The 12,140-nt window shown below is 71.9% G+C and carries 11 protein-coding genes; 4 read left to right on the top strand and 7 right to left on the bottom strand.

Annotated elements, in window-relative coordinates; translation table 11 throughout:
* Positions 1–131 precede the first annotated feature (131 nt).
* From AB0H87_RS28675 to mraZ, 3 genes are all read right to left on the bottom strand, one after another.
* Positions 132–644 carry a hypothetical protein gene (locus AB0H87_RS28675; RefSeq protein ID WP_360152231.1) on the bottom strand — a complete coding sequence of 171 codons (513 nt, stop codon included), beginning with the start codon at positions 642–644 and terminating at the stop codon, positions 132–134.
* Positions 641–1,750 (bottom strand): 16S rRNA (cytosine(1402)-N(4))-methyltransferase RsmH, encoded by a 1,110-nt coding sequence (gene rsmH / locus AB0H87_RS28670; RefSeq protein ID WP_360152228.1) that lies wholly within the window; start codon positions 1,748–1,750, stop codon positions 641–643. Before rsmH ends, AB0H87_RS28675 begins: the two co-directional genes overlap by 4 nt.
* A 199-nt stretch (positions 1,751–1,949) precedes the next feature.
* Positions 1,950–2,381, bottom strand: coding sequence for a division/cell wall cluster transcriptional repressor MraZ (gene mraZ / locus AB0H87_RS28665; RefSeq protein WP_203708596.1), 432 nt, complete (start codon positions 2,379–2,381; stop codon positions 1,950–1,952).
* Positions 2,382–2,844: 463 nt separating this feature from the next.
* Between mraZ and AB0H87_RS28660 the strand changes: the two genes are divergently transcribed.
* From AB0H87_RS28660 to AB0H87_RS28650, 3 genes are read left to right on the top strand one after another with little or no spacing between them, the layout of a single operon-like run.
* Entirely contained in the window at positions 2,845–4,065 is a 1,221-nt protein-coding gene (locus tag AB0H87_RS28660; protein WP_360152234.1) for a MurT ligase domain-containing protein, read from the top strand.
* Positions 4,055–4,765 carry a glutamine amidotransferase gene (locus AB0H87_RS28655; protein ID WP_360152223.1) on the top strand — a complete coding sequence of 237 codons (711 nt, stop codon included), beginning with the start codon at positions 4,055–4,057 and terminating at the stop codon, positions 4,763–4,765. The genes AB0H87_RS28660 and AB0H87_RS28655 overlap by 11 nt, the downstream gene beginning before the upstream one ends.
* Positions 4,762–5,448, top strand: coding sequence for a VTT domain-containing protein (locus tag AB0H87_RS28650; protein ID WP_360152220.1), 687 nt, complete (start codon positions 4,762–4,764; stop codon positions 5,446–5,448). The genes AB0H87_RS28655 and AB0H87_RS28650 overlap by 4 nt, the downstream gene beginning before the upstream one ends.
* Before the next feature lie 42 nt (positions 5,449–5,490).
* On the opposite strand, the gene AB0H87_RS28645 is transcribed toward AB0H87_RS28650, so the two are convergent.
* Complete coding sequence (locus AB0H87_RS28645) at positions 5,491–6,099, bottom strand: glyoxalase (protein ID WP_360152217.1); 609 nt, start codon at positions 6,097–6,099, stop codon at positions 5,491–5,493.
* An 81-nt stretch (positions 6,100–6,180) separates the two neighbouring features.
* Between AB0H87_RS28645 and AB0H87_RS28640 the strand changes: the two genes are divergently transcribed.
* On the top strand, positions 6,181–6,942 hold the full coding sequence (locus AB0H87_RS28640; RefSeq protein WP_360152214.1) for an SDR family oxidoreductase: 762 nt from the start codon (positions 6,181–6,183) through the stop codon (positions 6,940–6,942).
* A gap of 437 nt (positions 6,943–7,379) precedes the next feature.
* Here the strand turns inward: AB0H87_RS28640 and leuS are convergent, their stop codons facing one another.
* The 3 genes from leuS to AB0H87_RS28625 form a co-directional block, all read right to left on the bottom strand.
* Positions 7,380–10,241, bottom strand: coding sequence for a leucine--tRNA ligase (leuS, locus tag AB0H87_RS28635; RefSeq protein WP_360152211.1), 2,862 nt, complete (start codon positions 10,239–10,241; stop codon positions 7,380–7,382).
* Between the two features lie 196 nt (positions 10,242–10,437).
* Complete coding sequence (locus AB0H87_RS28630; RefSeq protein ID WP_360152208.1) at positions 10,438–11,064, bottom strand: GPP34 family phosphoprotein; 627 nt, start codon at positions 11,062–11,064, stop codon at positions 10,438–10,440.
* Between the two features lie 31 nt (positions 11,065–11,095).
* Positions 11,096–12,031, bottom strand: coding sequence for an acetamidase/formamidase family protein (locus AB0H87_RS28625; RefSeq protein WP_360152205.1), 936 nt, complete (start codon positions 12,029–12,031; stop codon positions 11,096–11,098).
* Positions 12,032–12,140 lie beyond the last annotated feature (109 nt).

Here is a 12,140-nt window from a genome sequence, read left to right as displayed (position 1 = left end):
GTCGGCGTGCTGGGCGTCGCGTACGCCGGCCAGCAGGTGTTCGGGATGGCCATGCTGCCGGACAGGGCGAGCATCGAACCCTCGGTGAACCGGACGCCGGGGTTCTCCGCACGGGCGATCGCCAGGCACGCTCACCGCCCCTGGTCGCTGGTCACGGACACCGCACCGGCACCGGGCTTCGGAATGCCGATGATCTTGCCGTCCTGCAGGCGGATGTACGCCGGGTCGCCGCCGCCGACCATGCCCAGCTTGCGTGCCTGCGCGGTCAGGTTGCCCGGTGCCTGCGCCTTGGCGATCTCCTGCTGCAGCTGCTGCTGCTCGATGTCGAGCGCGGCACCGGTCTCCTTCAGCCGCTCGATCTGGTAGGCGTTCTCGGCGATCTTCGTGTTGACCACGAGGATGCCCAGCACGCCACCGACCACCAGCAGCAGGATCAGCGCGACGAACGGCACGCGCGGCCCGGTCACCGGTGGCGGCGGCGCGACCTTGAGCTGCGGCGCCTCGGCCGCCGGCGCGGCCCGCTTGAGACGCAGGGCGGCGGTGCCCTCCGTCGGGAACTGGCGCGGGTCCACCCGGACGCCCCGCCGCACTCCGCGCTCCGTGGTCCGGCCCCCCGACCGCGGTGCGCGCTTCTGCTCTGTCATGTTCCCTCCCCCTCGTGCTCGTCGTCCTCGTGGGACTTCCCGGCCGGGGCACGGCGGTCTCCGCCCCCGGCTCGGCCCGCCGTTCGCGCGGCGGGTTGGTGCAATGCCTTGACCCGGCGCGGGCGATCGCGTGCGACCGCGTCGGGATCGATCCGTTCCGCCGCCCGCAGCCGCACGGACGCGGCGCGCGGGTTGGCGCTCACCTCGTCGTCGTCGGGCAGCTCCACGCCGCGCGTGAGCAGGCGCAGCGTCGGCCCGGTGCCGGGCAGTTCGACCGGCAGCTCGATCGGCGCGGACGACCGGGCCCGTTCGGCCATCGCCCGCTTGGTGATCCGGTCCTCCAGCGAGTGGTAGGACAGCACCACGATCCGGCCGCCGAGGTCGAGCGCGTCCAGTGCCGCCGGCACCGCCCGCTCCAGCGTCTCGAGCTCGCCGTTGACCTCGATCCGCAGCGCCTGGAAGCTCCGCTTCGCCGGGTGCCCGCCCGTGCGCCGGGCCGCCGCCGGGATCGCGTCGCGGACCAGCTCCGCGAGCCGCGCCGACGACGTGATCGGCTGCCTGCTCCGCTCCCGCACGATCGCCGCCGCGATCCGGTTGGCGAACCGCTCCTCGCCGTACACCCGGAGCACCCGCGTCAGCTCCCCGACGCTGTAGGTGTTGACCACGGTCTCGGCCGTCGTGCCCCGGGTCTGGTCCATCCGCATGTCCAGCGGCGCGTCCTGGGCGTACGAGAAGCCCCGGTCCGGCACGTCGAGCTGCAGGGAGGAGACGCCGAGGTCCATCAGGACGCCGTCGACGGCCGGGATGCCGAGGTCGCGGAGGACCTCGGGCAGCTCGTCGTAGACGGCGTGCACCAGCCGGACGCGGTCGTCGAAGCGGGCCAGCCGCTGCCGGGAGGCCGCGAGGGCCTCCGTGTCGCGGTCGAGCCCGACGAGAACGACGTCGGGATGCGCGGCGAGAACCGCCTCGGCGTGCCCGCCGAGACCGAGGGTGGCGTCGACGTGGACCCGCGGGCCCACCCTGGTCGGCCGCCCGAGCGCCGGAGCGAGCAGCTCGAGCGTCCGCTCGAGCAGCACCGGCACGTGGGTGCCGCGTGGCTCCTGCATCGGTTGTCCCCCCAGTGACCCGCCGTCTTCCGCCGTGCCAGACGGCTGCAGTCGCTCGCCGTACCGCCAGATCCCCATCCGCCGCCATGCCTGGCACCGGGGAAGGGACGCCAGGGACGGGAGCGGGTGGAGATCTCGCGGTACGGCGGGCGAACGGCGGCGGAACCCGGGTCTTCGCGGAACCCGGTGCCACGTCGCCCTACAGTCCGCCGGGCAGCACCCCCTCCTCGATGTCGGCGAAGTCGTCTTCGCTCTCCGCGAGGTAGGAGTCCCAGGCCTGCTTGTCCCAGATCTCTACCCGGGTGCTGGCGCCGATCACGACCAGCTCCCTGGAAAGACCCGCGTATTCCCGCAGGTGCACCGGGATGGTGACCCGACCTTGCTTGTCGGGCACCTCGTCATGTGCGCTGGCGAAGAAGACCCGGCTGTAGGCCCGTGCGGCCTTGTGGGTCATCGGCTGCTCGCGCAACTGCCCCGCGATCCGCTGGAACTCGGGCGTCGGAAAGACGTAGAGACAGCGCTCCTGCCCTTTGGTGATCACGACACCTCCCGCCAGCTCGTCCCGGAACTTCGCCGGCAGGATCAACCGGCCTTTTTCGTCCAGGCGTGGGGTATGCGTGCCGAGAAACATTCGGCCCACCCCCTCGCGCGGCGGGCGGATTCGCGGTCCGCCCGAGGCCGGCGGACCCTCCCGGCCCCGCCATTGATCCCCACTCTACTCCACTTCCCTCCACCCGCAACCAGAATCAGGCTTCACATCCGGCCGGCCCGCGGGTAAAACCGCACGTCAAAGGGGGTGGGGCGGAGTGGAGGGCCGAGCCGGTGGATCACTTGTCCAAATAACGACAAGCTCCTTTGACCGCGTAACGATTTGCTCATTGGCCTCGTTAACCCCGCCCGTCACGGAATCGGACGGTGTTCTCCGGCCGGGTGGAGGGCTGGGGGTGGAGGAAAGTGGAGACGGTTCCGGGACACGGGTGGTGACCGGTGGCCGTTCGGATAAATCGGGCATTTTTCCTTACCCTCGCCACTGCGCGCGACCAGTCGCGTGCTATGTCCTGTCCGGTAACCTCGCTCGCGTGACGGACGCGAAAATGCCCCTGCGGGCGAAGGTGGCCAGCTCGGTGTCCCGCACGGCCGCGGCGCTGTCCCGGGCGGCGGGGCGCGGCGACGGCTCGGTGATCGGCGGCTGGATCGGCCTCAAGATCGACCCGGAGCTGCTCGCCCATCTCGCCGCGGGCCGCTCGGTGGCGCTGATCTCGGGCACCAACGGCAAGACGACGACCACCAAGCTCACCGTGGCCGCGCTCGAGGGGCTCGGCCGGGTGGCGACCAACGCGTTCGGCGCCAACATGCCGACCGGGCACACGTCGGCGCTGGCCAAGGCGGGCGCGACGCCGTACGCGGTGCTCGAGGTCGACGAGCACTACCTCGCGCGGGTCCTCGACGAGACCCGGCCCCGGGCCGTCGCGCTGCTCAACCTCTCCCGCGACCAGCTCGACCGGGCGAAGGAGGTGGCGATGATGGCGCAGATGTGGCGTGAGGCGCTGGCCCACCACCCCGGCGTGCACGTCGTCGCCAACGCCGACGACCCGATGGTCGTCTGGGCGGCCCAGCGCTCCGGTGCGGTCACCTGGTTCAGCGCCGGCCAGCGCTGGCACGACGACTCCTGGGTCTGCCCCGAGTGCGGCGGCGCGATCGAGCGCGCCGGCGGCGACTGGCGGTGCACGAGCTGCCCGCTGCGCCGGCCGCGGCCGCACTGGGTGGTCGAGGAGGACGGCGTCGTCGACCCGACCGGCGCGTGGCACCAGGTCAAGCTGCAGCTGCCCGGCACGGTCAACATCGGCAACGCGGCCACCGCGCTCGCCGTCGCCGCCCAGTTCGGCGTCCGCCCGGCCGACGCGGTGCTCCGGCTCAGCTCGGTCACCTCGGTCGCCGGCCGCTACGCGCAGGTCGAGCGCGACGGGCGGCTCATCCGCCTGCTGCTCGCGAAGAACCCCGCGAGCTGGCTCGAGGCGTTCGACATGGCCGAGGCCGCGCCGACACTGCTGTCCATCAACGCCCGGGACCCTGACGGCCTCGACACGTCGTGGCTGTTCGACGTCGACTTCTCACCGTTGTACGGGCGGCGCGTGCTGATCACCGGCGACCGGGCGTACGACCTGGCCGTGCGGCTGCAGGTCAACGGCATCCCGTTCGAGCACGTCACGACGTTCGCCGACGCGATCGCCGCGGTGCCGCCCGGCCGGCTCGAAGTGATCGCCAACTACACCGCCTTCCAGGACATCCGAGCGGAGCTGGACCGTGTCAACTGAAGACCTGCGGATCGTCTGGATCTACCCGGACCTGCTGTCCACCTACGGCGACCGCGGCAACATGCTGATCCTCGCCGCCCGGGCCCGGGCGCGCGGCATCCCGGTCGAGACCATCGAGGTGCGCTCCGACCAGGCGCTGCCCGACTCCGCCGACCTCTACCTGATCGGCGGCGGCGAGGACGGCCCGCAGGCACTGGCCGCGCAACGGCTCAACGCCGACGGTGGCATGCACCGGGCCGTGGCCCGCGGGTCGGTGGTGTTCGCGGTCTGCGCGGGTTACCAGTTGCTCGGCACCTCGTTCTTCGCCAAGGGCGCCAAGTACCCCGGCCTCAACCTGCTCGACCTGGAGTCCGACCGCGGGCCGTCCCGCGCCGTCGGCGAGCTGCACGGCGTGATCGACCCGCGGCTCGGCCTGCCGCCGTTGTCGGGGTTCGAGAACCATGGCGGGCGTACGCACCTCGGCCCGGGCGTCTCGCCGCTGGCCCAGGTGACGACGGGCGTCGGCAACGACGGCCAGAGCGAGGGCGCGTGGCGGGGCAACCTGCTGGGCACCTACTCGCACGGGCCGGCACTGTCCCGCAACCCCGCACTGGCCGACCTGCTGCTGCGCTGGGCGACGGGTGCGGCGTACCTGCCGCCGCTGGACGACAGCTGGGCCGAACGCCTCCGCCAGGAGCGGCAGCTCGCCGTCCAGCCGTGACCTCCCCGCCGGCGCCGCGGTGGCACCGGCACCCGGTGCTCCGGTTCGCCGTCCTGGTCACGCTGCTGGGCGCGTTCGGCCTGCTGCTGTTGCTGGCGCCGCCGGACCTGCGCGCGATCCCGGACGCGGTCGACCGCCTGGGCCCGCTCGCACCGGTCGCGGCGGTGCTGGTCGGCGCGGCCCTGTTGGTCGTGCTGGTCCCCCGGACGCTGATCACGGTGGCCTGGGGAGCGCTGTTCGGCCCGCTGGGCGGCGCGGGCTACACCTTGGCGGCGGCGTTCCTGGCGGCGTTGCTGGGCTTCGCGGTGGGCCGCTGGCTGGGCCGCGACTTCGTCGCCGAACGGGTCCGAGGCCGCCTGGCCCGGTTGGACGGCTGGTTCACCCGCCAGTCGATCTTCGGCGTGATCACGGTGCGGCTGCTGCCGATCGGCGGGTTCGGGCTGGTGAGCTACGGCTACGGCACGACCGGGGCGCGGCTGCTCCCCTACCTGGCCGGCAGCATCATCGCCTCGGTGCCGTCCGCGTTCGGCTACGCGGCGATCGGGTCCGCGGTGGTCTCCCCCGGCTCGATCAACTGGTTCGCGGTCGCACCGGCCACCTTCGGCCTCTTCGCGACGGCCGTCATCATCTGGCGCTGGCGCCGGGCTGAGCGCCGTCGTTCGGGCGGTGCTGCTCCAGACTGACCTCGTGGCCGTTCTCGGGTCGCGGTCACGGCCGGCGCGCGATCACCGAGGCGCTGTTTCCCAGGCGAAGCCGTCCGGGTCCGTGAAGGGGTCGGTGTCGGCGCCGATGGCCAGGCGGTGGGCGCCGGTGCCGTCGGGGGCGACGCCGGCGACCTTGGCCAGCGCGCGGTGCTTGTAGAGCGTCAGCTTGATCGGGCCCGTGGCGAACTCGACGTACCGGCGGCCGTAGCTCCTCGCCACGTCGATGCCGCGGTCGACGTAGAAGCGCTTGCTGGCCGCGACGTCGGCCACGCCGAGCTGGAGCACGACGTCGTCGATCTCGCGGGTGGCGGGGCCCGTGTCCTTCTTCGCGGACGAGGCGACCGTCCAGATCGTCCCGTCCGGGGCCCGCACGACGCCGCCGTAGCCCCACAGCGACTTCGCGGGCGGCTTCAGCGCCGTGGCACCCGCCTCCTGAGCGGCGTCGACGATGGCGTCGACGGTCGCCGGCTGGGCCACGATGAGCGACATCGTGAAGCCGCGGAACCCGCTCGTCGGCGCTTCGGAGGCGCGCGTGCGGACCCGGTCGCCGAGGCCGAAGGCGGCCTTGTGGAAGCGGTCGGCGGCCGTCGGGTCGGCCACCTCAATGGTGACGAATTCGATGGAAGCCATGGAAATCACCCTAGCGGCGGGGCTCACATCCGTGGGGTGCGATGGCGTCCCGTTCGTCGGTGGACGGTAGGAACAGGTCCTATGAGCGGGCGCTTCGACGGTCGGGTCGTGCTGATCACCGGTGGCTCCGGGGCCATCGCCGCGGCGGCGGGGCGAGCCTTCGTCGCGGAAGGCGCGACGGTCGTGCTGGCCGGCCGCGACTCAGCGAAGCTGGCGGCGGCGGCCGAGCGGATGGGCGACGGCGGTCCGGCGGTCGACTGGGTCGCCGCCGACGTCACCGACAGCGCGCAGGTGGCGCACCTGGTCGCGGAGGTGGTGCGGCGGCACGGCGGGTTGCACGTCGCGTTCAACAGCGCGGGCGTCTTCACACCGCCGGCGCCGCTCGCGGACCTGACCGAGGCCAACTGGGCGCGCACCGTCGACGTGAACCTGACCGGCGTCTTCCTGGCGATGAAACACGAGATCGCCCACATGCGCGCCAACGGCGGCGGCGTCATCGTCAACATGGCCTCGAACATCGGCGCGCACGGCCGCCGCCCGGGAATGGCGGCCTACGCGGCCACCAAGGCGGCGGTCAGCGCGCTGACCCGCACCGCGGCCCGCGACCACATCGACGACGGCGTCCGCATCAACGCGATCAGCCCGGGCGCCAGCGACACCCCGATGTCCTACCGCCCAGGCGAATCCAAAGCAGACCGCGACGCCCGCATCCGCACCACGGTCCCGGCGGCCAGAGTCAGCAGGCCAGCAGAAGTAGCATCCGCCATTCTCTGGCTGGCCTCAGACGACTCCACCTACGTAGTAGGTCACGACCTGGTCATAGACGGCGGCACCACCGCATGACCATCGGCAACACGCAGACCGGGCGAGCCGACATTCCCAGTTCCTCGCCGAACTGAACCTACTGATCACTGCCGCGAACGTAGACCGGCGCGGATCCCGCCCGAAACGTGGCCTGCGCCGACCCAGCATGCGCAACCATCGCGAAGACCCACCGGCAAGATCAGCCAATGGACTGTGACCCGCAGTCGGTGATTGTCATCGCGGCAGGTGACTGGGTCAGGGCTGGGGAGAATGTCGTGCGCTGGAGCGTTGAGCGGGGTGTGCGTTTAGCGTAAGCGCACGACATTCTCCCCAGCCCCGGACCGCGACCAACAGGAAAGCGCGGCGGAACGGCGGCGCGGAACCGATCGTGGGACGGCAAACCGCGACCAACGACGAAGCCCGGGTCCGGCGGGAGCGACGGTCGCGCCCCCGACGGACCCGGGACCGAATCGGTTTTAGATCACCACGCTGACCATGCGGCCCTTCACGACGATGACCTTCTTCGGTGACCTACCGTCCAGGGCGTCGGCGACCGCGGACAGTGCCGCGGCTCGGACGTCGTCCTCGCCCGCGTCGGCGGCGACCGAGACGCGGCCGCGGACCTTGCCGTTGACCTGGACCGGGTACGTGACCTCCTCCGCCACCAGCAGCGCGGGATCCGCGACGGGGAAATCGGCGTAGGTCAGCGACTCGGTGTGCCCCAGCCGCTGCCACAGCTCCTCCGCCACGTGCGGGGCGAACGGTGCCGTCATCAGGACCAGCGGCTCGACCACCTCGCGGGGCGGCGGGCCGCCCAGGGCCGTCAGGCCGTTGGTCAGCTCGATCAGCTTCGCGACGCCGGTGTTGAAGCGCAGCTCGTCCAGGTCGCCGCGGACGCCGTCGATCACGCGGTGCAGCAGGCGCCGCGTCGCCTCGTCGGCCGGGGTGTCGGCGACCCGCGTCTTGCCGGTCTCCTCGTCGACCACCAGGCGCCAGACGCGCTGCAGGAAGCGCTGCGCCCCGACGACCGCCCGCGTCTCCCACGGCCGGGACACGTCCAGCGGGCCCATCGCCATCTCGTAGACCCGGAACGTGTCGGCGCCGTAGGCCTCGCACATCTCGTCGGGCGTCACCACGTTCCGCAGCGACTTGCCCATTTTCCCGTACTCGCGGGCCACCTCGACACCGTCGTAGAACCAGCGGCCGTCGCGCTCCTCGACCTCCTCGGCCGGGACCACCATGCCGCGGGCGTCGCGGAAGGCGTACGCCTGGATGTAGCCCTGGTTGAACAGCCGGCGGTAGGGCTCGAACGACGAGACGTGGCCCAGGTCGAACAGGATCTTGTGCCAGAACCGGGCGTACAGCAGGTGCAGGACCGCGTGCTCGACGCCGCCGACGTACAGGTCGACGCCGCCCGGGTCGTTCTCGTGCCGCGGGCCCATCCAGTAGGCCTCGTTGTCGGGGTCCACCGGCTGCTTGTCGTTGCGCGGGTCCAGGTAGCGCAGCGAGTACCAGCACGATCCCGCCCAGTTCGGCATCGTGTTGGTGTCGCGGACGTAGCGCTTCGGGCCGTCGCCCAGGTCCAGCTCGACGTCGACCCACTCGCGGGCCCGGGACAGCGGGGTCTCCGGGTTGCTGTCGGCGTCGTCGGGGTCGAAGGTGCGCGGCGCGAAGTCGTCGACCTCCGGCAGCGCGACCGGCAGCATCGAGTCCGGCAGCGCGACGGGCATCCCGGTCTCGTCGTAGACGATCGGGAACGGCTCGCCCCAGTAGCGCTGCCGGCTGAACAGCCAGTCCCGCAGCCGGTACGTGGTCGCACCCTTGCCGGCGCCGTGCGCCTCCAGCCAGGCGATCATGGTCGACTTGGCCTCGGTGACGCCCAGGCCGTCCAGCACCAGGCCGCGCTCGGGTGCGGCCGAGTTGATGGCCGGACCGTCGCCGGTGTACGCCTTGCCGTCGAAGCCGTCGGCCGGCCGCACCGTGCGGATGATCGGCAGCTCGAAGACCTCCGCGAACTCCCAGTCGCGCTCGTCCTGGCCGGGCACCGCCATGATCGCGCCGGTGCCGTAGCCGGCCAGCACGTAGTCGGCGATGAACACCGGCACGCGGGCGCCGTTGACGGGGTTGATCGCGTACGTGCCGGTGAAGACGCCGGTCTTCTCCCGCGCCTCGGCGGCCCGCTCGACCTCGGTCTTGCGGGCGGCGGCCCGGCGGTACTCGGCGACGGCCTGCACCGGGGTCTCGTGCCCGCCGGTCCACGGAGCGTGGGTGCCCTCGGGCCAGTGCGCCGCGGTCAGGGTGTCGACGATCGGGTGCTCGGGCGCGACCACCATGTAGGTGGCGCCGAACAGCGTGTCGGGCCGGGTGGTGAAGACGGTGATCTCACCCTCGGCGCCGGCCGCGGTCTCGAACGGGAAGTCGACGTGCGCGCCGGTGGAGCGGCCGATCCAGTTGCGCTGCATCAACTTGACCGGCTCCGGCCAGTCCAGCACGTCCAGGTCGTCGACCAGGCGGTCCGCGTACGCGGTGATCCGCATCATCCACTGCTTCAGCCGGCGCTTGAACACCGGGAAGTTGCCGCGCTCGCTGCGGCCGTCGGGGGTGACCTCCTCGTTGGCCAGCACGGTGCCCAGGCCCGGGCACCAGTTGACCGGGGCCTCGGAGACGTACGCCAGGCGGTGCTCGTCCAGCAGCGCCCGCTTCTCGACACCGGACAGGTCGGCCCACGGCTTGTCGCCCGGGGTCGGTCGGCGGCCATCGGCGTACTCGGCGATCAGGTCCTCGATGGGCCGCGCCTTGCCCTGGTCTTTGTCGTACCACGAGTTGAAGATCTGCAGGAAGATCCACTGGGTCCAGCGGAAGAACTCCGGCTCGCTGGTGGCGATCCGCCGGCGCTCGTCGTAGCCCATGCCCAGGCGGCGCAGCTGGGCCCAGAAGCGGACCATGTTGCGCTCGGTGGTGATCCGGGGATGCGTCCCCGTCTGCACGGCGTACTGCTCGGCCGGCAGGCCGAACGCGTCGAAGCCCATCGGGTGCAGGACGTTGAACCCGGTCATCCGCTTGAACCGGGTGAAGACGTCGGTGCCGATGTAGCCCAGCGGGTGGCCGACGTGCAGCCCGTCGCCGGACGGGTACGGGAACATGTCGTGCACGTAGATCTTGGGAGCGCCGGCCCGCGGGTGCTCGGGGTCGGCCAGCTCGCCGACCGGGTTGGGCGCGCGGAACGTGCCGCGGGCCTCCCAGTAGTCCTGCCACTTCCGCTCGACGTCACCGGCCAGCGCGGCCGTGTACCGGAACGGGGGGACGTCCTGGTCCGGACGCTCGGCTGCCTCGCTCATCTTCGCCACCTCGGTATTTTCGTAGTCAGGGCCAGTGGTGCGGCGCGCGGGGTTGCCGTGCGGCGCGCACAGGGGATCTCGGGGCATAAAAAAGCCCCTCACGCAGGAGGGGTAGCCGTGCCGGTCGCGTCGAGCGACGCCAGCACGGCTAGGTAAGGAGCAGGAAGGCCCTGGCCATGCCGGCAGTGTACCTCCGTCAGCGATAGATCGCGAACGCCGCGCTGGCCACGAGGGTGGTCACGGCATCGACGACCTCGCGTACGGGATCGGACAGCTTGGCCCGGATCTCCCGCAGGCGCTGGTCGAGCCCGACCATCGGCATCGTGACGAACACGTGCTCGTGCAGCAGCACCGCGTGCATCAGGCCGCACAGGGCCGCGGTCGGCTCGTCGGGCTGGGAGCGCCCGTGTGCCGCGTACCACAGCCGGACCGTGATCGCGCGGACCACGCCCTCGTCGGCCGGGTAGCGGGTCACCGGCACGAGGCCGAGCCGGCGTTGGGCGACTTTCGTGAGCACGCCCTCGCCGAGCAGGTCGGTGCGGACGGCCTCGCCGGCGCCCGCGCGGAGCTGGGCCAGCGCGCCGGCCAGCGGTGGCGGCTGGGCGGCGAGCCTGATCGCGGCGAGCAGGTTGTCGTCGGCGGCGTCGCCGGTCGGCTCGATCCCGATCACGCCGAGCCGGCCGCCGGTGACGGCGACCCGGCCGGCGAGCACGAGCTCGACCAGCCGGGCGCCGGCCACACCGAGGTCGAGGCTGTCCGGATGGACCGCCGGTTTGCCCGCGCTGTCGAAGCCGAGCAGGAACAGCTCTTCACGCAACCGCATGGCGTCCGTCCCTCCTCCTCCTCGACGGCGGTCAGCGGTAGCTGTCGGCGAGGGCGCGTAGTCGGGCGTGGGCGCCCTGATACATGTCGACGGAGGGAAGGTAGCGCTTGGCCACCTTCGCGACCATCGTGTAGTTGGCATCGCACACATTGCCCACGGGTGCCTCGCCCGCCTGGCTGATCAGTTGATACGAGTCGAGGACGTCGAGCTTGCCGGCGTCGGCGACCCAGGTCACGAGGTCGTGCTGGCTCATCCGGAACGCGTCCTCGAGCGGCCGCGCCGAGCCCGCGGACATCAGGTGGTCGTCGGTCTCCAGCCGCGGCGTGGGCGTGGCCACGCCCTTGATCAGCTCGACGGCGACGACGGTGTCCATCGCGGACTCGACCGCGACGCCGCTGACCTCGCCCTGGCCCTGGCGGGCGTGCCCGTCGCCGAGCGCGAACAGCGCACCCGGCACGTTGACACCGAAGTAGACGGTGGTGCCGGCGCGCAGCTCCGGGGTGTCCATGTTGCCGCCGTGCACGTCCGGGACGATGGTCATCCGGGCCTCGAACGCGCCCGGTGCGACGCCGACCGTGCCGTGCATCGGGTCCAGCGGCAGGTCGACGGTGAAGTCGCTGTTGCGGGCCGCGTACCGGACGAGCTTGTTGGTCCGGTCGATCTCGTAGCGCCAGACCCGCTCCTCCAGCGGCTCGTGCAGCATCGCCGTCGTGTGCGTGGTCGTGAGCGCGCCGAAGTGCGGGAACGTCGACGAGACGGCCCAGTCGCGGGCCGGGGTGATCGAGACGAAGTGCAGCGCGAGCGTGTCCCCGGGCTCCGCACCCTCCACGAAGAACGGTCCACTGACCGGGTTGAGGTAGGGGAACTCGCAGACGCGCGAGGGCAGGTCGTCGACGCCGCGGACGGCGCCGCCGAAACAGTCCTCGGTGTACGTCTCGAGGATGTCACCGGGCTTGATGCGGGCCACCGGCTCGCGCCGGCGAGGCTGGACAGGCCGTGCCGCACCCGGGTCTGCAGCTCGCCGAGCACCGCCATGAGCTGCCCGGCCGGGCGAACCCGGTGAGCACGGTGACACC

The organism is Asanoa sp. NPDC050611 (assembly GCF_040654855.1).
Lineage (GTDB): Bacteria > Actinomycetota > Actinomycetes > Mycobacteriales > Micromonosporaceae > Asanoa.
This window is presented reverse-complemented; position numbering and strand designations above follow the sequence as displayed.